This window comes from Microcystis sp. M165S2, from assembly GCF_020245885.1.
Lineage (GTDB): Bacteria > Cyanobacteriota > Cyanobacteriia > Cyanobacteriales > Microcystaceae > Microcystis.
On the sequence record NZ_JADBTZ010000178.1, the window covers coordinates 1 to 22023 of the forward strand.

Below are 22023 nucleotides of genomic sequence, written 5' to 3' on the forward strand. Positions count from 1 at the left end.
AATAGCGACTCTTGTTCTGGTGTGGGGTAAAATCGGTAAGAATAGGCTTTTTCCATGGGGAGCATTTTAGCATATATTTCGTAAATGTGTTAATATTTAACAGTAAAGCCGTCGTAGAACGACGGGGTTTCAGACCCAAAGTTTTCGATGACCAAATCTTCTTAGCCTACAATTAAAAATATTAGAGAGTTTCATCGGGATTCCTTCTCGAACTAACAGACAGCATCAATGATTGACTGGACTCCTTATCTCGAATCTATCTCGGAAAAGTACGCCCAATGGGAGACATTTTACACCCTCACCGACGTAGAGGGAAAAACGCGCCCAGCGAAAACTGCACCCTTGCTAAGGGATTTGTGGGTACAGACGATTGAAAAAGAACGGGAAAACCCGCAAGAAAGAGCAGAAAGACCAGAAAAAACCGAAAGATTCACGGTTTTAGAAGGTTTACGCAAGTATAAGGCTAATCACGTTCTTTTAAAAGGTCGTCCGGGTTCAGGAAAATCGACCGCTTTAGCAAGATTGTTATTAGAAGAAGCGCAAAGCTTGCGCCCAAATCAACAAAATCAGGCTAAAATCATTCAAATTCCCATTCTCATCGAATTACGCTTGTATGAAACCTCAATTCTTGATTTAATTTTACAATTCCTGAAACGCCATAAATTAATTATTGATAGTAATACCCTAGAAAGTTGGCTGTTAGAAAATCAGAATTTTAGACCATTATTATTATTTGATGGTATCAATGAATTGCCCTCAGATCCTGCACGACAGAAATTAAAAAACTTTCGCCAGCAGTATGCAGAAATCCCGATGATTTTCACGACAAGGGATTTAGGCAGCGACGACTTAGATATTGAAAAAAAGCTGGAAATGCTCCCCCTGACTGAACCACAGATGCGGGATTTTGTCAAGACCTATTTGCCCAAAAAAGGCGAAGAAATGCTTAAACAGTTGGGAAATCGTCTCAAGGAATTGGGAGAAACTCCTCTGCTTTTGTGGATGCTTTGTTCAGTTTTTGATAATAATGAGAACAAAATTCCTGCTAATTTGGGCTTACTTTTCCGACGTTTTACCGAAATTTATGACAAAGGATTAAAAGCAGATGTTCCTACTTACCAAGAATCGCGGTATTGGTGGCGAGAATTGCTGCAAGTGTTAGCTTGGAAAATGACACAAGGGGAGTCAAAAACTGAGATTCAGGTGGCTATTTCCCGAACAGAAGCAGAGGAAGAATTAACGAAATTTATCAAAAATAAAGGATTTCCCGAATATTACAGTAAGCAGTGGTTAGAGGATTTATTGAAATATCATCTAATTCACCTAGAAGGTAATGAGAAAATTGCTTTTCGCCATCAACTGATTCAAGAATACTACACGGCTGAGGAATTACAGAAAAAACTACGCCATCTCAAGGATGAGCAGTTAAAGTGGGACTATTTGAATTATCTCAAATGGACGGAACCTATGGCGTTGCTGTTGGGGTTATTGGATAATGAAACCGAAGCAAAACGGGTGGTTAAGTTAGGGTTAGAGATTGATTTACAATTAGGAGCGAGGTTAGCGGGAGAAGTCAACTTTAAGTTTCAAAAGCAGACAGTGGAATTAGTGCTGCGGTTGGATGTACCGAAACTGTTTAAGGTGGAATTATTGGGACTAACAAAGTCTATTGAAGTTGTTAATGAGTTACTCAAGGCTTTAGAAGACTCTGATAAGGATGTTCGTTGGGAGGCAGCCGAGGCTTTGGGTAATATTGGCTCAGAAACAGCCATTGCGGGGTTACTCAAGGCTTTAGAACACTCTGATTATCATGTTAGTTGGAACGCAGCCGAGGCTTTGGCTAAGATTGGCTCGGAAACAGCGATTCCGGGGTTACTCAAGGCTTTAGAAGACTCTTATAAGTATGTTCGTGGGAACGCAGCCGAGGCTTTGGCTAAGATTGGCACAGAAACAGCGATTCCGGGGTTACTCAAGGCTTTAGAAGACTCTTATAAGTATGTTCGTGGGAACGCAGCCGAGGCTTTGGGTAATATTGGCTCAGAAACAGCGATTGCGGGGTTACTCAAGGCTTTAGAAGACTCTTATGAGTATGTTCGTTTGAATGCAGCCGAGGCTTTGGGTAAAATTGGCTCAGAAACAGCTATTCCGAGGTTACTCAAGGCTTTAGAAGACTCTCATTGGTATGTTCGTAGGGACGCAGCCGAGGCTTTGGGTAAAATTGGCTCAGAAACAGCCATTCCGGGGTTACTCAAGGCTTTAGAAGACTCTGATAATAATGTTCGTTGGAAGGCAGTCGAGGCTTTGGGTAATATTGGCACAGAAACAGCTATTCCGGGGTTACTCAAGGCTTTAGAAGACTCTAATAATTATGGTCGTAGGAAGGCAGTCGAGGCTTTGGCTAAGATTGGCTCAGAAACAGCTATTCCGAGGTTACTCAAGGCTTTAGAAGACTCTCATTGGTATGTTCGTAGGAATGCAGCCGAGGCTTTGGGTAATATTGGCACAGAAACAGCTATTCCGGGGTTACTCAAGGCTTTAGAAGACTCTGATGGGTTTGTTCGTGAGAAGGCAGCCGAGGCTTTGGCTAAGATTGGCTCGGAAACAGCTATTCCGGGGTTACTCAAGGCTTTAGAAGACTCTGATAACGATGTTCGTGAGAAGGCAGCCGAGGCTTTGGGTAAGATTGGCTCGGAAACAGCTATTCCGGGGTTACTCAAGGCTTTAGAAGACTCTGATGGGTTTGTTCGTTGGGAGGCAGCCGAGGCTTTGGGTAATATTGGCTCGGAAACAGCTATTCCGGGATTACTCAAGGCTTTAGAACACTCTGATGAGTATGTTCGCAGGAAGGCAGCCGAGGCTTTGGGTAAGATTGGCTCAGAAACAGCGATGACTGAACTTATCAAATGCCTGAAAAATCCTGCTTTTGTCACATTAAATAATGGCGAGACTCTCTCTAAAGCTAGAGAAGCACTAGACACAATTCAAAACAAACTTAAATACTATCACCCCCTCTCCCAACCCATGAATCAACAAGTTTACATCTCCTACAACTGGCAAGAAGACAGCAACGAAATGGCTAATCAACTCGTCCAAGCTTTTGCCGCTAAAGGAATTGAGATTATTCGGGATAAAACCCACACCACCTATAAAGACTCCATCAAAAACTTTATGCAGCAAATTGGACAGGGGAAATGTGTCGTCGCCGTCATCAGCGATAGATACTTAAAATCAGAAAACTGTATGTTTGAATTAGTAGAAATTGCTAGAAATGGTGACTTTTATCAAAGAATATTCCCGATTATTTTACCAGATGCCAGAATTCATAAAGACTTCGAGCGCATAGACTACCTGAAATATTGGGAAGACGAAAAAGCAAAACTACAAGCAAAATACAAACAAATTGATTTAGCTAAAACTAATAGTATCTTGGCGACATTAAACTTATATGATGAAATCAGGGGCAATATTGATAATCTAACTAACATTCTTAGAGATATGAATACTCTCAATATCGACTTACACCGCCAATCGGAATTTGCAGCTATGATTCAAGCAGTAGAAACTAAACTTGCAGAGGATGGTCAAAATATTCCTACTTCTTCTGAAAAAAACGCATCCCTATCATCTATTACCTATGATTTAAGAGGAGCTACCATTGGCAATTTAGCTCATAATGTGCAAGGAAGCCAACAGAATTATCCCCAGCAACTTAATAACAATAACCCAGAGAAAAAATAACATGGTTCAGCAACTTAATAACACCCAAATCGCCATCAATACTTTATTGAATAAACTCAAAGATTCTCTCCCCCAGATCCGCGCTAAAGCCGCCGAAGTTTTGGGAAAAATTGGCAATAGCAGCCTTGCCGATACCTTAGTATCTCATTTAATGCAAGAAAATGATCTTAATGTTCGCCTGAATCTGATTCGAGCTTTAGGAGAAATTGGCAATGAATCCGCCATTCCTTGCCTAGCTTTCTGCTTATCTGATGCTAATCCCGATATTCGGATAATCACGGCAGAATCTCTCGGAAAAATTGGTAGTGAAAAAGCAATATCCTATCTCATTCAATCCCTACAAGATAAGGAAGTAAAAGTTCGTGTCACAGCCACAATTGCTTTAGGTGAAATTGGACTAGAAGATGTTATTCCTTATCTAGTAAATGTATGTTCCGATGAAGATGATAGCGTGCGTTTCAGTGCTGTTGATGCCCTCGGTAAGATTGGCTCTCGTTATGCAGTAAACTGATATGAAATTGAGTACAGAATCCCTCGATTTAATTATCAGAACCCTTGCCAAAAGACTATTCACAGACAAGAATCCAAGTATTCGGATTAAAGCCGCTCAATCCTTAGCTAAACTTGCCACCGAAAAAGCCATTCCCACTCTATGCCAAGCCCTAGAAATTGAAGCCGATCTTAATGTCAGTTTTGCCATTATGGATGCTATAATTATCATCAGTAATCTTCAATCTTCTAATCCTATGTCAGAAGCTTCTAAATATGACCTTCGTGGAGCAAATATTGCTAACTTTGCCGATACGGTGCAAGGAGATCAAAAAGCAGTTCAACATAATTACGCCACACCCCAAAATTTAGCCGAAGCCGCCCAAGAAATTCAACAACTTATCAGCCAACTCACCCAAACTTATCCCACTAATACCGAAGTTGAAAAACAAACTTTTGTCGCACAAGTTGACGCAGAAATCAAGAAAAATTCTCGCCTAAGAAGCATTTTAATCACGGGAGGAATTGAATTAATTAAAATTCTCTGTCCTCCCCTCGGTATTCCCATTGAAATGGGTAAAAAATGGCTAGAAACTGCTAATTTAAGTGAGTAAACCGAGAGGTTTAATAATCTCCTAATGATACAAATCCCGAAGTCCGCCGCTGATGGGTTTTATTTTTGAATTAGCACAATTATAACCATAAGTCAAGCTTTTTTGATGATAATTAGGGTCTGCTGAATAATGGTAAAACCCTTTTAAAATAAAGCTTTTGACCTGTTAAAGTCCGATGTTAGTGCAAGAAAATAGGATTGGGACTTTCAAAAACCTTGCATTATCCTTCTTGTAGTACATTGCTTGGTACAAAAAACAAGGGCAACAAAGCCTGAAACGACCGGCTACTGACTCCTGACTCCTGACTCCTACCACCACCGAAAAACTTTTTCAGCAGACCCTAATTAACTTTTTTGTTGGTGATATCTTGACCCTGTTCCAGTTTTGGAGACAACCAGTATTTCTATTCTAATAAGGTCTCTTTAATTGTTGTTAAAACTTTGCTATCTTTGACCATCCAAGCATGAAGCAATACCGGAATGGAAATTTCTTTGCCCACCGATAAACGAGAACTATGGGCGGGAAATATCATTAAATCGTAGGGAGTCCAGATAATTGTGGTTTTAATTTTATTTAAAATTTGTTGACAATCTTGATTTAAATCCTCTAGAAATTGACTCCCCGGCTGCATTTGTCTAATCCCATCTAAAGGTAAACTATACGCGGTTAAAGTGCCTCGATTCGGAGCAGAAATATTTAGGTAACGTTGCACTCTTTCCACTCCTCCCAATCTTTGCAGGTAGTAGCGGGTAATTAATCCTCCCATACTAAACCCAATCAGATCTACTTTCTGCTCTTTAGCAAAGTTTTTCTCGATATAATTATCTACCTGACCCGCTAAAACTTCTAACTTTTCGTAACCATGATTGGGAATTAGGTTAAAACTATGCACCTGCCAACCATGATAGTTTAAATACTTGCTCATCGGTTTAAAAACAGCAGTAGTGTCCAGAAAACCATGCACCAAAACAACGGGATTCATAGTTGAGATTTTATCCTTAAATTCTGAATCTATTCTAACGGTTGATCGGGGTGATGAGCGAAAAATTTTTGGGAAGAGCCTATCTACTAGGTACGGCTACCGGCAACTTCTAAGGATTAGGGAAAAAACCAAAAAGTTTAGCGGCACCTCCTAAAATAGCGACTACCAATGCTATCAGAATCCCTCGATTGGTGAATTCCTGATAGGCAACTCTTGCAGTTAATCCATTGATTTTTTCGTCTAAAGTCTTAATATCTCCCTTGAGTTCGGCCTGTCCTATTTCTACTTTAGTTAACCGGTCTTCTATCTTGTCAAATCTCTCATCAATACGTTTTTCCAGAGAGTCGATTTTCTCATCAATACGTTTTTCCAGAGAGTCGATTTTCTCGTCAAGGCGTTTTTCCAGAGAGTCGATTTTCCCCTCAATCCTTGTCAGGACAGCTTCTAGGGAATAAGTGACAGTTTCGTTAGACATTTTGAGCCACTCCAAAAGTCAAATCTTCAGGGCTAAATGCTGGAGGCTATATCTTACCGAAAAATCAGGAGTCTATAGGCGGACACGGATTCCCATTATAAGAAAATTATAAGTCAAGACTTGAGTTTTTGTCAAGCTTTTTTTGACAGCAATCAATGGCAAGAATTTCGGGGAAGTATTTAGCCACCGATTCCTAACCGTCCTGCTAAACTAGGGCTTAAAGGAATCAGAGTCGCTAACATTAAAAAGAGTAGTAATAAACCCCAACCAGCGCGTTTGTCATCGGGTTCGGTTAACTCGTTTAAACTAGGTCTTTCCAACTCTCTTTGTAAAAAAGCGACTAAAATTGTCCAATAGAGAGGAATGGGATTGCTAGAATTAACTAAGGAAATAATGCCTAAAATGACCAAAGTGGCGACAGTGGTACGGCGGGCAATTTTGCGACCATAAATAGCTTGAACAATTCTGCCACCATCTAACTGTCCTGCGGGCAGTAAATTAAGGGCGGTAATCACCAATCCTAACCAACCGATAACAGTTAAAGGATGCACGGAGATAACGGCATTTTGTAACTCGTCGCCCAAAACTATCCGCGCTAAAAAACTCACTAAAATTGAACTTTGGAAAAAGGTACTAGGGATTTGAAAAAGGCTGGCAGAATTAGATAAAGTTAGTCCAACAATTAATAAGATTAAAGAAACCAAACCTCCCAAAGCAGGACCAGCGAAAGCTATATCAAATAGAACACTGCGGTTAGGTAATAAAGATTCAAAACGAGTAATTGCCCCAAAAGAACCAATCTGCCAAGTGGGAAGAAAATAGGGTAAACTGAGACGAACATTATGGCGTTTAGCGATAATTAGATGACCGATTTCGTGGGCAATTAATACCGACCATAAACCCAAACTCAGGGGAATTGCTTCTCGATATCTCTGCCAATTACTAAACAAATCAAAACCCAATAAAATTCCCGCCGCTTCTAAGCTGGTGACAAGAGTGGCTACTAACAAAACTAAAGAGAGATTTTTTTGAGCAAGAGTGGCAGGACTAGGATCGTTAGTTTTGGGAAGGATAATTACCACAGGTTTTTCCTCGGTTCCTTCCACCAGAAATAAACGATATTTATCGCCAAAATGAACACTTAATTTCTGGGTTAAGCGAGAGTGAACGATATCTGGTTCTCCCCGTAAATTGCCTTTAAAAATTGCCCCTTCCTGAAAAGAGATAGTCTCGGTGGCAAAAAAAGTATCTATCCCAAAAATACTCTGAATAACTTTTAAATCCTCTTCGGTAATTGGAATCACATCCGGTACAATTACTGTCACCGCTGCCGTGGTTTCGAGAGGAGTAACGGACTGGCTAACTGCCGGGTTAACTTTCGGTTCAATTATCTGATTGGTTTTCAGTAAGCGTAAACGGTTGCCCAAATAAATATAGATAATGGTGGAAGCAACCAGTAAAAAGAGAATTACCGCTAGATTGAGATAAATTCCTGCCGCAAATAGCCCGAAAAAAATTAACCAAGGAGCTATGAGTACCAAGGATTGTAACCAAGCTAAAATTCCCAGTTGGCCGTAGGGTTTAGCCCGATAAAAACTCCAAGTCAAGATAGCACCAGCGACGAGGAAAATAACAGCGATCGCAGCAATTTCCGAAGAAATATTAACCATAGGAAAGTCAAAATCAATAGGTTTTTATCAATCAATTTGATTATAAGCTTGCAGGGCAGCCCGTAATTGACCCCGATGCTTTTGTAACAATTCTTGTCCTGCGGCCGCCGAAAGTCCCGTTTTCTGCATTAACAAAGCCAGTTTAACCCGGCGGCCACTTTTTTCCAGTAAAATAGCCGCTTCCTGGCGACTAACATCGGTAAGGTTGCAGATAATCCGCAGGGCGCGGTCATGGAGTTTATGATTAGTAACTGCCACATCGACCATCTGGTTGCCGTAAACCTTGCCTAACATTACCATTGTCCCTGTGGAGAGGATATTTAAAGCCATTTTCGTCACCGTTCCCGCTTTCAGCCGTGTGGAGCCGGCCAAAAGTTCCGGTCCAGTCAATAACCGGATATCCACATCCACCGCGATCTCCACTTGTTCGGCGGGGACACAACTAATAGCAATCGTCGTCGCACCTCGCTGTTTTGCCGCCCGTAAAGCCCCATGAACGTAGGGGGTTGTCCCCCCGGCGGTAATCCCCACTACCACGTCTAATTCGTGAATTTCTCGCTGGGCAATAATCGCCGCCCCATCTTCCGCTTTATCCTCCAAATCTTCGGAACTACGCACCAGCGCCGCCGCTCCACCGGCGATAATTCCCTGTACCAATTCCGGGGGAGTGCAGAAGGTGGGGGGACATTCGGCCGCGTCCAAAACCCCCAGCCGGCCACTGGTTCCCGCCCCAATGTAAAAGAGTCTACCACCTTTAGCCAGAGCTTGACTGGTCAGGGAGATCGCCAGGGCCAATTCTTGCCGGGCCATGGCGATCGCTTTTAGGGTTTGGGCATCCTCGCGATTGAAGAGATCCACCAATTCGAGCGGGTTTAATTGGTCTAAATTTAGGCTATTTGGGTTAATTTGTTCGGTTAAAAGGTGTCCTCTGCTTTCCCACTGTTCCATAACGGTTTAATTGAGCTTTTCGTAAGATTATTTTCAGTATATAGCCAATCGGTGGGTAAAAAGCTTGACAATTGCCGCCCGAATATTAGATAATAGTAAATTGTGTCAATTCCTGCTCGGATCAGGTGAGGACATTAGCACAAAAGCTGGAATTTTTTTCAGCTACCTGTACGGCAAAACGAGCGCAGAAAATTCATGAGTTACGCAATTATTGAGACCGGTGGCAAACAGATTCGGGTAGAACCCGGTCGCTATTACGATATCGAACTTCTTCCCGTCGATGAACAAAGTACCCATACCATCGACAAAGTGCTATTAATCCATGATGAGGATGATATTAGCATCGGTCAACCCTTTATCGAAGGGGCCACCGTCGAAGGGACTGTCATGCAACATCGTCGGGGCAAAAAAGTTATTGTTTATAAAATGCGCCCGAAAAAGAAAACCCGTAAAAAACGCGGTCATCGTCAAGAAATTACCCGTTTTATGATTGATTCAATCAATTATAACGGTAAAACCCTAGTCGCCACTGCTGCTACCTCCGTCGCTGAAGTTGTAGAAGATAGTAGCGATGAAGAAGAATAACTTTTAGAATCAAAAAAGCATTTGGAGAGAAATTATGGCTCATAAGAAAGGTACGGGTAGTACCCGCAACGGACGCGATTCTCGTTCCCAACGCCTAGGCGTTAAGCGCTACGGTGGTCAAGTGGTAAAAGCGGGAAATATTCTCATCCGTCAACGGGGTACTAAAGTTCACCCGGGTAAAAATGTTGGTCGTGGTGGCGATGATACTTTATTCGCTTTAATTGATGGTGTGGTCAAATTTGAATACAAGGATAAAAGTCGCCGTCAAGTTAGCGTTTATCCTGCTGAAGTTAGCGCTAGTTAATCCCATCAACCCTGATTAATTTTTTCCCTGTAACCTCCTAACTCATCCTAGGGGGTTTTTCAAATAATTTATATCTGTTGACAGACTAGACCGAACACTCATGGATTAAAATAGTCCGAAAGTAGCTCGGAAAAGATGAACTGAGTATGATTCTTAAAATTGCCCATATCTTAAAAAATTTGCCCTGGTCTTTCAATTCTACTGCCGAATTACCCTGGTTGGATCGATCGCGAGCGGAAAAATCCCTGCAAAAAGCTCGTCAACAACAGCGAATTTCCGAACGAGAATATCAACTCCTCGACCATTGGCGAGAATTGGGTTATTGTATTGTCAAAGATTTAATTCCGGCCACGGCGATCAATAATTTAGTAGCGGAATTAGCCGATTTATTTTTCCTAGAATCGGCTATCCCTGGATTAAGAATTGAAGGCATTCAAGCAGAAAATCTACCAGCGAGTTTAAGTCACGAGCAAGTTTTAGCCCTAGATATGGAGCAAAGAAAAGCCTTAGTTAATTCTATTTGGCGACTCCATGCCTTTCATGAGATTTCCCCCGCCGCTCAAGCAATTTTTGACAATCAAAATCTGAGAGATTTAGTTAATTTAATTATTGGCAAATCCTGCGAACCGAGATATTCCATCAACTTTCTGCACGGTACAGAGCAGGGGCTGCACGAGGATATGGCAGTTTTTTATGTTCATCCTGCTAATCATTTAGTTGGTGTTTGGATTGCCTTGGAAGATATTTCCGCCGATGCTGGCCCACTAATTTTTTATCCTAAATCTCATAAAAATATCAAAGTAACTGACTTTTTTCCAGACTATCCCGCCGTCAATCTTAAAAATATTACTGCCGCTCAAATTCCCCAATACCAAGATTATGTTAACCAGCGCGCTCAGAATTATGACTGTCAATCATTTACTGCTAAAAAAGGAGAGATTCTTCTCTGGCACGGAATGTTAATTCATGGTGGTGGGAAGATTAATAATACCCTGCTAACCCGTAAATCGATGGTAATTCATTTTATTGCCGAGGGTGGCGATTACAACGATCGGGCTTTGGGACCTTTTAATTGGTAAGATTAATGTACCACTAATAACTCGGAAATAATCGGACTAATACTAAATCCGTTTAGTATAGGCTACTTATGAGGAGAGGCAATAGGCAATAGAGGTAATAGATAATCCGTCTTTAATAACTGGATTTAGTATAACATCGGATTTTAACAGGTCAAAAGTGGCTCTCCCAAGTTTGGTGGGAAAATGTATTCTAAGATACATTCCTCCTAGCGAGGGGGTGGAACGAACCACAAAGACACAAAGGACACAAAGATCGCTTCTATGGTAAGTTAAACTTATCACACAGAACCTAGAAGAGTCGCCAATCTCTAGAAGGCATTGATCAGATCCTCAAGCACAGGTTCTCGTAAATGTTCTCTTAAGGCATCCTGAGTTCCTAAATCCACAGAGCATCCCAGAATATCTTCTAAATAATACTGTACTTGCAGAAGTTGAAAAAAACCACCTTGTCGATCGAATTCTACTAACAAATCTACATCGCTATCGGCATCAGCTTCATCCCTTGCCACTGAACCAAATAAAGACAAAGATTTCACCCCTAGTTTTTGTAACTGTTCTCGGTGTGCCTCTAGAATTGCCAGCACCTCGTCCCGTTTCATTTGGTGTGTTCTTGAACCTGCCACCAATATTATAGCTTTGTCGGTGCAACCCTTAAACTGAAGCTGAAATCTTCCAAATCTACAAAACAAACTAATCACTGAAAACTCACATCTGATAACTGCTCACTGCTCACTGATTAAGCTGTAGCTTCTAAAAATACGCCTAAATTGCGGAATTTTTGATAACGAGATTCGCGCCGTTGTTGGGGTGTTAACAAAGATAAAGCCTCTAAATTTTCACTGATAGCGGCTTTTAAATTGGCTGCCGCTTTAATCGGATCAGCATGGGCCCCTCTGGAGGATTCAAGAACGATCTGATCGATAATATTTAACTCTTTTAAATCTTTTGAGGTAATTTTGAGGGCAACTGCTGCTTTATCGGATTTTTTGGCATCTTTCCAGAGAATAGCCGCACAAGCTTCGGGAGTCGCCACGGTATAGACAGAATGCTCTAACATTAATAGGCGATCGCCGACCCCAATGCCCAAAGCACCGCCCGAACCACCTTCGCCAATAACAGTACAAATGATCGGCACATCTAAACGGAACATCTCCCGAAGATTATAGGCGATCGCTTCTCCTTGACCTAATTTTTCCGCTTCCACCCCCGCCCAGGCGCCGGGGGTGTCAATAAAGGTTAAAATTGGCTGATTAAACTGATGGGCGTGTTCCATTAAACGCATGGCTTTACGATAACCCCCGGGGGCAGCCATGCCGAAATTTCTAGCCACATTATCCTTAGTATCCCGGCCTTTTTGATGCCCGATAATCACCACGGGACGACCGTTAAAACGGGCAACACCACCCACAAGAGCGGGATCGTCGTAACCACCGCGATCACCGTGTAACTCGAACCATTCATCGGTGATTGCTTGAATATAGTCTAGGGTACTGGGGCGCCGGGGATGACGGGCTAATTGTAGCCTTTGGGAAGGGGTGAGATTGCTAAAAATTTCACGACGTAATTGATTAGCTCGTTCGTCTAGTTGACTAATTTGTTCCGAGACATCTACGCTATTTTCTTGGGCTAATTCTTTAATCTGTTCGATGCGGGATTCTAATTCGTAGAGGGGTTTCTCAAAATCTAGGAGAAAAATCTTTTTCTCGGTAGTCTCGTTTTTAGTCATAGGTTAGTGGCTATAAATTTACTTTAAGCTAATCTTTTCTAGCTTACCGTTTTTCAGCGATCGATTATCGACAGCTTCGGGATTACCGGGGGATGATTAAGGTTATTGATCAAAATTGGTTAATTGTGGTATGATAATAGATCGTGCCTTTTTCACCCCAAGGAGGATTAGTTATGGCAGGAAGTGAACTAAAAGCGGATCTATGGGTTAACGAATATATTACCCCCTGGGACATTTATAGTCATGGGGTTTCCCGGATTTTAGCCTACAAAAAAACCGCTTTTCAGGAGATGTATATTGTTGAATCGGGGGCCTATGGAAAAGCCTTGGTACTGGATGGCAAATGGCAATCTTGTACGGGGGATGAATTTATTTATCATGAAGCATTAGTGCAACCGGCAATGATTGCCCACCAAGAACCAAAAACTGCTTTAATTCTGGGAGGTGGTGAAGGTGCGACAACCCGGGAATTATTGCGTTGGAAAACAATCGAAAAAGTGATGATGATCGATATCGATGGGGATGTGGTGGCAGCTTGTAAGGAACATCTTCCCGAAATGCACCAAGGCACTTTTGATGATCCTCGTTTTCAGTTAGTTGTGGCTGATGCTTTAGAAGTTTTAGACACCACTAACGATAAATGGGATATTATTATATCCGATCTGGTTGATCCCATCGAAGAGGGTCCTTCTTTCCCCCTATTCACGAAAGAATACTTTGAAAAACTACAAAGAGTTTTGGCAGCAAATGGCATTGTTGTTGTCCAATCTGGCCCGGTTTCTCCACCTTCGGTGATGTATCATGCGCGTTTGGTGAATACTTTAAAAGCAGTTTTTCCCTACGTTCATTCCTATTGCGCTCCCACTCCTAGTTATGGTTCCCCTTGGGGTTTTACTCTCTGTGCTAATCATCCTTTAAATACTCGTCCCGATCCCGATGTGGTAGATGAATTAATCACCGATACAACTACGGGAGGATTACGTTTAATTGATGGCATGAGTTTACTAGGAATGTTACAAACTCCTCTCTATATTCGTCAAGCAATCGCACAAAATACGGAAGTTTATACCCTGGCAAAACCCCCGAAATTCTTCGGTCAAGGAGTAATCAGTGACCAGTAATCAGTAATCAGGAGTCGGTCGTCAGGAGTCGAGTGATAGGGTGATAGGGATTTAGGGGTTTAGGGAAATTTCAGCCAAATGCTCCACTTCCCCACTTCCCCACTTCCCCACTTCCCCACTTCCCCATCTCCCCATTTCCCCATTTCCCCATTTCATAATTTATAATTCATAATTCATAATTCATAATTCCCACACCCTACACCCCACACCCCACACCCTACACCCCACCGAAAAACTTTTTGCCGCAAACCCTAACTAGAAATCGATCGAGTCTTCATGATTAAGAATTGTTTGCAGAATTTCTAGGGGAACAGTAGCAAAGTATTGCTGGAGAAAGTCTTCTAGTGCCACCGCTTCTAGAAATTGCTCAATCTTATTAATTTTTGCCTCATGATTGACTAATTCAAAGGATAAATTTTCTTGATTTTTATTGACTTTAAAGCCATTTTCTGCTAAGGAAATTAATCCTAATTCTAGGGTATGATAACTGAGGTTTAAGCGGTTTTGTAATTGTTGACGGGAAATACTGGTTTTAGTTCTAGCTAAATATTTCCCGATCCCGACAAGGTTTATCCATGTGCTGTGAGCGGATTTTTTCAAAGGACTACCATAGGCAAGAACTAACTTTTTATCCCGTAAAATTGCCTGTTGATATTCCCGGGAAAGTTTTGTCCAATCCCGGGGACATTCCCAGAGAAAAAGGGGATTTAATTGGCTAACTTCTCGATTAATTTCTCGATGGCGATTGTCGATTAAAAAATCTTTTTTATTGCTATAGGTTAGGGATTCTTGTTGATAGGGATGCAAGGCAATTAAGCGAACTTCATAGCGATTTTTGTGGGTATTAAAATCCAATTCAACTACGGCATCATAACGGGTATCGGCAGCAATTTCGTCTTTGTGATGACCCCACCACATACCGGGGAATCCCTGCTCGATTGAACTATCCCAGATCTCAAAAGTTGTCCGGGGATAAGCGATTTTTCTGCCCTTGAAATCTTGAAGATTTTTATGCCAAAGATTGTGAAAATAACAATTTTGAATTAATAACTTCGGTGTGGGATTACCCATCCCGCAGGGTTCCAGTAATTTTAATTCTCGAAATAGACTTTTTCCCAATTGGGAAACCGTCACCACTGCATCCACTTCTATCTCAGGAGAAAGGGAAGTTAAATCAATTCCTGTGCGTCGCAATTGTTGATTAATTCCCTCAATAAATAGGGGTAAATTTTCTATAGTTAAACTTAAACCTGCGGCCAAAGGATGACCACCAAAACGATGTAAAAGATGGGATTGAGAGGATACTAATTGATAGAGATCGATCTCGCGAATTGACCTAGCGGAACCCTTAGCAAAAGGTGGTTCACTGGTACTTAATAAAATTGTCGGTCGCTGGTATTCTTGGGCAATTTGTCCCGCAACTAATCCTAAAATTCCCGCCATCCATTGGGGATCATCTAAAATAATTACATTAGTGGTAGAAAGATCAATTCTTTCTAGTTTTTTCTGAACTTGTTTAATAATATCCCGTTGGATTTCTTGGCGACGAATATTGGCCAATTCCGCTTGTTCAGCTAATTCTTGACAACGTTTTTCATCTTCACTGGTAAGTAATTCCACACAAAATCTAGCATCGCCATAAATGCGACTGACGGCATTAATGCGCGGTCCAATACCGAAGGATATATCCATCGGTCTATCTCCGGTTTTGTTACATAAATCGAGTAATTTTTTAACTCCCAAACGCTGAGTATTTTGCAGTTTTTGAAGACCTTTTTGGGCTAAATAACGACATTCTCCCGTCAATTTGACTAAATCGGCAATTAAACCAATCGCAACTAAATCGAGTAAATTTTCTAGGGGTTTTCTGGGAATATCTGCCAGGGTTAAATACATCGCTTCCACTAATTTATAAGCAACGGCAACCCCAGAAAGATGATAGAAAGGATGGGTTTCCACAAAGTAGCGGGGATTAATCAGGGCAATCACCTCGGGGCGCTCGTCGGGTAGGGTATGATGATCGGTGATGATAATATCGATGCCTAGACTGTTTGCATAGTCAATTTCGGCGATATTCGTGCTTCCTGTGTCACAGGTGACGATTAAACGGGTTCCTTGATGCGCTAGTTTCTCGATACCGGGACAATTGAGGCCGTGGGATTCTTTTTGGCGATCGGGTATGTAATAATCTAACTGTTGATTAGCTGGGAAAAACTGCCCTAATCCTTCCCAGAGGACACTGGTAGCGGTGACACCATCGGCATCGAAATCACCCCAAATAGTCACTTTTTCGCCTTTATTTAGGGCTTTTTCCAGTCTTTTGACGGCGAAGTTCATTTCTTGCCCAAAATCAAAGGGAGTTTTTGACTGATAAGCTTTCTCATCCAGAAACGTCCCCAGAGTCGCCATATCCCGGACACCGCGATGCCATAATATTTGTGCTACGACGCTGCCATCCGACTCTGGGGTATAGTATTGGACTATTTTTAAAAACTCTTGGGGAAGAGCTACCGATGGGGGAATTTGCCAGTTAGACACGGGATATCAAGGAAAAGTAAAAAGTAAAAAAGGTGGCAGTCAATTTAGCCACCACTAACGGGGGGAATCAAAACTATCTCATCGCCATTTTTGAGGATTTTCTCTCCCGAAACAAACTGAAGATTGACTCCAAAACGAGTAACATCGCGCCATCTTTCTAATTGAGGATAGGGGGCTATAATATAGTTTAACACTTCTGTAACGGAAGTGTGGGCAGGAAATTCGAGGTTTAATTGTGAAGTTTGATAGACTTCTTGATAAATAGCAAATAGTTTCACTGTGATCGTAATCTTTTCCATCTTTACATCAATATTTTTCCTAGGATAATAACATCAATTGGGAACCCTGTTCGGTTTTGCGGACTTCGATGCGATGTTGAAAAGCTTCTTTAAATTGGGGCATATGGGTGACAGTCAAAATACAGGCAAAATCGGCGGATATAGCGTTAATTGCCGCAATTAAGCGCTCGCATCCTTCCGCATCCTGAGTTCCGAATCCTTCGTCAACAATGAGCATTTGTAGGGCTGTTCCGGCTCTTTGTGCCAATAATCTCGCTAAAGCTAATCGAATCGAGAAATTAATCCGAAAAGCTTCCCCTCCTGAATAGGTTTCGTAGGGACGAGATCCCCTGGTATCGCCAATAATAATATCTAAAGTATCGATTAACTTTTGTCGCTGTTTCTTCGTACCTTTACCGCTTTTTTGGGTTAAAAACTGCACATGAAATTGATTACCAGTTAAGCGAGCTAAGATATAATTAGTTTGTGCTTCCAACTCCGGTAAAACATTCTCAATCATCAGAGTTTGTAAACCATTTTTACCGAAAGCTATGGCTAACTCTTTATAAACTGTATATTGTTTTTTTACTTTAGCTAAATCGCCCTCTTTTTCTGTCAGTTGTTTACCTAAAGTTTCTAGTTGATGTAATTTCTCCTCAACCCGACCTTTTTGGGAGAGCAATCCATCAATTATCTGTCTTCGCTGTTGAATATTGGTCGATAATGCGGCTATTTCTTGGCGATAGTCAGTCAAAGTACCAATCTTTTGACTAATATTTGCTAACTCCTGATTCAGCTTCTGGCGATCCTGATTTCGCAGCTGTAATCTTTGCTCAATGTCAGCGATTTTAGCGGCTATTTCTGGATAATTTTTTTCTGCTTGTTGCCAGTCTTGATACTGTAATCTTACCCCCTGTAATTGTCGGATCAGATTTTGAATATTCTGATGTTCACTGCGATCATAATTTAAGTTTTGAATAAACTTTTCTAAGCTTTTAATTTCCTGTTTAAGTGGGGAATTTTGACATAGTTCTTGCTTCTCTTGTTCTAGTCTAGCTAATTGATTAATTAAATTAGGTTTTTCGGCCTTGATATTAGCTAAACGACGGTTTGATTGCTTAAGTTCTGATTCTTGAATTTCTGCCCAACGCCATCTTTTTTCTTCTCCTCTGACTAAAGCATGACTTTGTTCATCATAGTTTAAAAAGGCGATTTCTTGATTGACAATTTGTAATTCTTGCTGGAATTCTAGGGCATAATTGCCACTGCTTAAAAGTGCTTCTAACTCGACAAGTATCTCCTCGGTTTTCTCTAGTTCTATTTCCTTTTCTTCAATAGTTTCTAACTTGACTTCCAACTGCACATATTTTTGTTGTAGATTCGATCTTGCTGGCAATTCTTGTTTAATTTGGGCTAATTCCTCCCCTAAACGTTTTAAATCTCGATCGCAGTCTGCCATCCGTTCCTGTAGGGACCAGATTTGCTCTTGAATTTGTTCTTGATGTTGATGGGTTTTCCTGATTACTTGATGACGGTGATGACTGTCTAAATTCTGTTCACACAGAGGACAAACCGAATCGGGAATATTTAATTTTTCCAATTTATCACTTAACTCTAAAAGTTGTTCTTCATATCTTTTCTGTTGCTCCAATAAACTTTTTTTATCCACTTGTTTAAGAGTTTCCTTTTCTTCAACTCGTTCACAATAGGTTTGTTTTTTATCTAGTTCCTTAATTCGTTTGGCTAAATTGAGAGCTTCCTCTCTTAGTAGAGGAATACGATCGATTTCTGTCTCTAATTGTTGCCGATTTTTTTGCAATTGTTCCCAACGAGCATTGATCTTAGCTTTTTCCCGTTCCAACTGCATATTTAAATCAGCTTTTCGGCTATTTAAAGGAGCATATTTTAAAGCTAATCTATCCAATTCCTGAAGACGTTGACGATGATAATTTAACTTCTCTAATCCTGCTTGAATATCCCCCGCTTGCTCGATAATTTTTTGAGTTTCTTGTTCCTGTCTTCGCAATTCTTCTAAACGAGCGCTCGTTTGTTGGATGGGAAGGGTAAATTCGTTAATTTTTTGCTGTAATTTCTGTTCTAATTGTTGTTTATCATACTGGGCCTGTTGCCAAGCTTGCAATTGACTTGACAAACTTGCCTCTTTCTGGTCTAAATTACTTAGGCGCTCCTGTGCAGTAATAATGTCATTTTTGCGATGAAGAATAGTCCTTATTTGATTTAATTGATTGTCTAGACTAACTTTTTCCCGGTCTAATCTCTCGATTTCTGCTAATAAAGCTCGCTCCTGTTCTCTTTGCCACTGTAGCTGTTTTTCCCAATTCTGACGCTGATTTTCTTCCCCCTGTAGTTGCTGTAAACGCCGATTATTTACCTCTTGTTCTTGATTAATTTGGTTAATTTGGGTGCTTAATTCTTGCAGGTGTTCCTGATAAGAATTTTTCTCCTGAAGACGGAGTTTGATAGTTTCTACTTGCTGCTCGATCTGGAGGGACTGTCCGTCAAATTGTTTCGATATATCCTTGGCTTTATTTGCTAAAATTTCATAGCGATCGAGTTGCAATAATTCTGCTAAAATCTGTTTACGACCACTGGGAGGCTGTTTCATAAACTCGTCCGCTTGTCCCTGCCGTAAATAAGCAGAATTAATGAAAGTTTTATGGTCTATTTTTAGATAAGTATTAATCTGTGCTTGGGTATCTTTAATACTTTTACCCGATAAAGGACGAAAACTCTGATCATTAATCACCTGAAAATCTAAACTAGAAGCTTTCCCTCCCCGGTGACGACTACGGATAATTTTATAGATTTCTCCCCCATAACTAAACTCGAAATCTACCCGCGCATAATCGCTGCCCGCATGAATCACATCATCAGCAGTCGAGGTGCGACTTTCTCCCCAAATTGCCCAAGTAATTGCTTCGAGTAAAGAGGATTTTCCCGCACCATTGGCACCACAAATACAGGCCGTATGTAATCCGCGAAAATCTAGCACTGCCTCGCGATAACTGAGAAAATTTTTCAGGGTTAATTGTAGGGGAATCATAAGCTGGGAGAAATTATCAATTATGAAGTAGGGAGAGGGGGAGAAAGCAGTATAGGTTAGAAATTCATCAGAGGATAAAAAACTGGGGAAAAGATAGCTTCAGCGCAATACATCTGGGTGAATCTATTCGGTATCAATAACCTCCTCCTGCAATAACCTCTGATCAAAGCTTAACTGAAATCAAGCCGGGGACAAATGCGCTTTTTTTTGTTTCCCAGAATTTTCCTCACCATCATTACAACCTAGGCACTGTTCACAGATAACCGCCAGGAGTCGCCCGATTTGCTACTCTAAAGGAAAGATAACCGATTCTTAAGACCAAATCTATGAGCATTCCCGAAATTAGCGTCCATGAACTCGCTCTCCGTTTAGCCGATCATGATCCTAATTTACAACTTATTGATGTGCGCGAACCAGAGGAAGTTGCGATCGCATCTCTGGCCAGTTTTACCATTTTACCCTTGAGTCAATACCGAGAATGGTCGCCCACTATTGCCACCCAATTCAACCCCCAAGCAGAAACCCTCGTTATCTGTCACCATGGCATGAGATCCCTGCAAATGTGCCAATGGCTACAAAGTCAGGGTTTTACTAATGTTAAGAATATTAACGGTGGCATCGATGCTTATTCCCTCCTCGTCGATCCTAATATTCCCCGTTACTAATTTTGATCGCCCCCATCGGGAAAAGAGAGAGGCCAACTATCCCCTTTCTCCCCATTGAATACTGATAACTGATAACTGAATAAGCGTTATACTGTCTAAAAAAATGTTATAAATCTTTTGTTAAGATTATTCCCCTATGTCCGCTAGAACCCATCTCAGCGATCGCTATCAACATATCTTAAAGGCGACAATCCAACATTATATCGCCACGGCCGAACCAGTTGGCTCGAAAACTCTAATTGAGGAGTACAAATTTACTGTTAGTTCCGCCACTATTCGCAATGCTCTCGGTAAACTGGAAAAAGAAGGCCTACTCTATCAACCCCACACTTCCTCCGGACGCATTCCCTCCGATTGGGGTTATCGTCTCTACGTCGATGAGTTAATGACTCCCGATGACCGTATCGGCGAAAAAATCGGCTATTATCTGCATCAAAACGCTAAATCTCCCGCTTGGAGTCTCGAAAGTCTGCTGCAACGGGCCACCCAATTTTTAGCTGGTTTAAGCGGTTATATCGCTATCGTTACCCTCCCCCACACCCTCACCAATACCCTGCGTCATCTGCAATTAATCCCCGTCTCAGCCAGGCAGATTATGTTAATTATTGTTACAGATAGTTTACAAACACGCTCGGTTATGATCGAGATTCCCGAGTCTATGGAAACGGACAAGGAGGATGGATTAGCAGAAGAATTACAAATCCTCTCTAATTTTCTGGGGGAAAAATTAAAAGGTTATTGCTTGGCAGATTTAATTAACCTCGATTGGCAGCAAATCGAGCGAGAATTTGCCCGTTATACCCATTTTCTCCAACAATTAAGCCAAGAAATCAGCGCTAGTCTCCAATCCACTGCCAACCCAGAGATTATCGTCCATGGTGTCGCTGAAGTCATTCGACAGCCAGAATTCGCCCAATGGCAACAAGTACAAATGTTACTGCACCTATTGGAAGCAGAACAGGATCGCCTTTTACCCCTGATTTTACAAAGACCAGAACCAGAAAAATCAGCTAAAAAAGTCAAAATCACTATTGGTTCCGAAAATCCTCTGGAATCCATGCGCCCTTGTACTCTTATCTCCGCTTTTTATAAACAGGGAGATACTCCCGTCGGTAGTGTTGGCATTATCGGACCGACGCGAATGTTATACGAAAATACTATTCCCCTAGTGGAATCCACCGCTAACTATCTCAGTGAAGCTATAAGTAAGTAGATATCCCCCGCAAAGGTTCGGGAATAGGACAATCGACAGTAAACTCTAAAATTGTCTCACCATCGCCCAAATAGCCAGAATTGGCAAAACAGAGCAACATCCGCACCAGCGCCACCCACACCTCTGCATCGAACTCCCAATCCTGTCCCCGACGCGCTCCACAGGCGATCGATTTTAGCGCCCAAAATTGACATCCTCGCCGCCGTAAAACGGACGGCGATTCCTCACCACGCCACTTTTTTAGAATGGTCGCTGAATGGGGTTGACGCGACCCGGGATGCTGCTTCTTTAACAGAAGTCTTACGCTTTCCGACCCGTCCATTTAAAGTCTCCGAATGTCCTCCGGCGACCTTGATATTTAGCGCAGCGTTGATGTCTCGATCATGAAAAGTTCCACAGAAAAGACATTCCCACTCACGGATATTTAACGCCTTTTTCCCGCCGATATTCCCGCAACAGGAACATCGCTGAGACGTGGGTTCCCATCGGGAAATTATCCGAAAATTACGCCCATATTTATCGGACTTTGCTGAT

At 41.6% G+C, this 22023-nt stretch carries 21 protein-coding genes; 9 read left to right on the top strand and 12 right to left on the bottom strand.

Features of this window, described 5'->3' with window-relative positions:
• On the bottom strand, positions 1 to 65 hold a 65-nt coding region (locus tag IM479_RS22575; RefSeq protein WP_353737582.1), incomplete at its 3' end, for a helix-turn-helix domain-containing protein.
• Between the two features lie 163 nt (positions 66 to 228).
• On the opposite strand from IM479_RS22575, the gene IM479_RS09155 reads away from it, so the two are divergent.
• Genes IM479_RS09155 through IM479_RS09165 form a run of 3 tightly spaced genes read left to right on the top strand, consistent with a single transcriptional unit; the run spans position 229 to position 4841 of the window.
• The gene (locus IM479_RS09155) at positions 229 to 3738 is read left to right on the top strand and encodes a HEAT repeat domain-containing protein (protein WP_287699374.1); all 3510 of its coding nucleotides are present in this window, start codon (positions 229 to 231) and stop codon (positions 3736 to 3738) included.
• Position 3739: 1 nt separating this feature from the next.
• Positions 3740 to 4249: a HEAT repeat domain-containing protein gene (locus IM479_RS09160; protein WP_287687050.1), complete on the top strand. Its 510-nt coding sequence runs from the start codon at positions 3740 to 3742 to the stop codon at positions 4247 to 4249.
• Position 4250: 1 nt separating this feature from the next.
• Entirely contained in the window at positions 4251 to 4841 is a 591-nt protein-coding gene (locus IM479_RS09165; RefSeq protein ID WP_287687052.1) for a HEAT repeat domain-containing protein, read from the top strand.
• Between the two features lie 403 nt (positions 4842 to 5244).
• Here IM479_RS09165 and IM479_RS09170 read toward each other — a convergent pair whose 3' ends face one another.
• The 4 genes from IM479_RS09170 to murQ all read right to left on the bottom strand — a co-directional run bounded on the left by IM479_RS09170 (position 5245) and on the right by murQ (position 8916).
• Positions 5245 to 5823 (bottom strand): esterase/lipase family protein, encoded by a 579-nt coding sequence (locus IM479_RS09170; protein WP_286826924.1) that lies wholly within the window; start codon positions 5821 to 5823, stop codon positions 5245 to 5247.
• A gap of 109 nt (positions 5824 to 5932) precedes the next feature.
• A complete protein-coding gene (locus tag IM479_RS09175; protein ID WP_286826923.1) occupies positions 5933 to 6298 on the bottom strand; it encodes a DUF4164 domain-containing protein in 366 nt (121 codons plus the stop codon).
• A gap of 179 nt (positions 6299 to 6477) precedes the next feature.
• A complete protein-coding gene (locus IM479_RS09180; RefSeq protein ID WP_286826922.1) occupies positions 6478 to 7968 on the bottom strand; it encodes a site-2 protease family protein in 1491 nt (496 codons plus the stop codon).
• 27 nt (positions 7969 to 7995) lie between these two features.
• On the bottom strand, positions 7996 to 8916 hold the full coding sequence (murQ, locus tag IM479_RS09185) for an N-acetylmuramic acid 6-phosphate etherase (protein WP_287687054.1): 921 nt from the start codon (positions 8914 to 8916) through the stop codon (positions 7996 to 7998).
• Positions 8917 to 9111: 195 nt separating this feature from the next.
• Between murQ and rplU the strand changes: the two genes are divergently transcribed.
• The 3 genes from rplU (at position 9112) to IM479_RS09200 (ending at position 10884) form a co-directional block, all read left to right on the top strand.
• Complete coding sequence (gene rplU / locus IM479_RS09190; RefSeq protein ID WP_149989476.1) at positions 9112 to 9501, top strand: 50S ribosomal protein L21; 390 nt, start codon at positions 9112 to 9114, stop codon at positions 9499 to 9501.
• A 34-nt stretch (positions 9502 to 9535) separates the two neighbouring features.
• Positions 9536 to 9805, top strand: a complete 270-nt coding sequence (gene rpmA, locus IM479_RS09195; RefSeq protein WP_002744094.1) for a 50S ribosomal protein L27 — start codon at positions 9536 to 9538, stop codon at positions 9803 to 9805.
• Between the two features lie 146 nt (positions 9806 to 9951).
• Positions 9952 to 10884, top strand: coding sequence for a phytanoyl-CoA dioxygenase family protein (locus IM479_RS09200; protein WP_287675114.1), 933 nt, complete (start codon positions 9952 to 9954; stop codon positions 10882 to 10884).
• A gap of 308 nt (positions 10885 to 11192) precedes the next feature.
• On the opposite strand, the gene IM479_RS09205 is transcribed toward IM479_RS09200, so the two are convergent.
• The gene (locus IM479_RS09205; RefSeq protein WP_002736589.1) at positions 11193 to 11483 is read right to left on the bottom strand and encodes a nucleotidyltransferase family protein; all 291 of its coding nucleotides are present in this window, start codon (positions 11481 to 11483) and stop codon (positions 11193 to 11195) included.
• Positions 11484 to 11620: 137 nt separating this feature from the next.
• On the bottom strand, positions 11621 to 12610 hold the full coding sequence (gene accA / locus IM479_RS09210; RefSeq protein WP_286826919.1) for an acetyl-CoA carboxylase carboxyl transferase subunit alpha: 990 nt from the start codon (positions 12608 to 12610) through the stop codon (positions 11621 to 11623).
• Positions 12611 to 12783: 173 nt separating this feature from the next.
• Here accA and IM479_RS09215 point away from each other — a divergent pair, with 173 nt between their 5' ends.
• Positions 12784 to 13731, top strand: a complete 948-nt coding sequence (locus IM479_RS09215) for a spermine/spermidine synthase domain-containing protein (protein WP_286826918.1) — start codon at positions 12784 to 12786, stop codon at positions 13729 to 13731.
• A gap of 255 nt (positions 13732 to 13986) precedes the next feature.
• On the opposite strand, the gene recJ is transcribed toward IM479_RS09215, so the two are convergent.
• From recJ to sbcC, 3 genes are read right to left on the bottom strand one after another with little or no spacing between them, the layout of a single operon-like run.
• On the bottom strand, positions 13987 to 16269 hold the full coding sequence (gene recJ, locus IM479_RS09220) for a single-stranded-DNA-specific exonuclease RecJ (RefSeq protein ID WP_287687056.1): 2283 nt from the start codon (positions 16267 to 16269) through the stop codon (positions 13987 to 13989).
• A gap of 44 nt (positions 16270 to 16313) precedes the next feature.
• Positions 16314 to 16568: a MoaD/ThiS family protein gene (locus IM479_RS09225; RefSeq protein ID WP_004163207.1), complete on the bottom strand. Its 255-nt coding sequence runs from the start codon at positions 16566 to 16568 to the stop codon at positions 16314 to 16316.
• A 19-nt stretch (positions 16569 to 16587) separates the two neighbouring features.
• Positions 16588 to 19611, bottom strand: a complete 3024-nt coding sequence (gene sbcC, locus IM479_RS09230; RefSeq protein ID WP_287687057.1) for an exonuclease subunit SbcC — start codon at positions 19609 to 19611, stop codon at positions 16588 to 16590.
• 326 nt (positions 19612 to 19937) lie between these two features.
• On the opposite strand from sbcC, the gene IM479_RS09235 reads away from it, so the two are divergent.
• Entirely contained in the window at positions 19938 to 20276 is a 339-nt protein-coding gene (locus IM479_RS09235; RefSeq protein ID WP_287687059.1) for a rhodanese-like domain-containing protein, read from the top strand.
• A gap of 136 nt (positions 20277 to 20412) precedes the next feature.
• Positions 20413 to 21489, top strand: coding sequence for a heat-inducible transcriptional repressor HrcA (gene hrcA / locus IM479_RS09240; RefSeq protein WP_287080123.1), 1077 nt, complete (start codon positions 20413 to 20415; stop codon positions 21487 to 21489).
• Here hrcA and IM479_RS09245 read toward each other — a convergent pair.
• The gene (locus IM479_RS09245) at positions 21476 to 21811 is read right to left on the bottom strand and encodes a hypothetical protein (protein ID WP_287687061.1); all 336 of its coding nucleotides are present in this window, start codon (positions 21809 to 21811) and stop codon (positions 21476 to 21478) included. The two genes, hrcA and IM479_RS09245, sit on opposite strands and share 14 nt — an antisense overlap.
• On the bottom strand, positions 21714 to 22023 hold a 310-nt coding region (locus IM479_RS09250), incomplete at its 5' end, for a zinc ribbon domain-containing protein (RefSeq protein ID WP_287699375.1). The genes IM479_RS09250 and IM479_RS09245, both read right to left, overlap by 98 nt.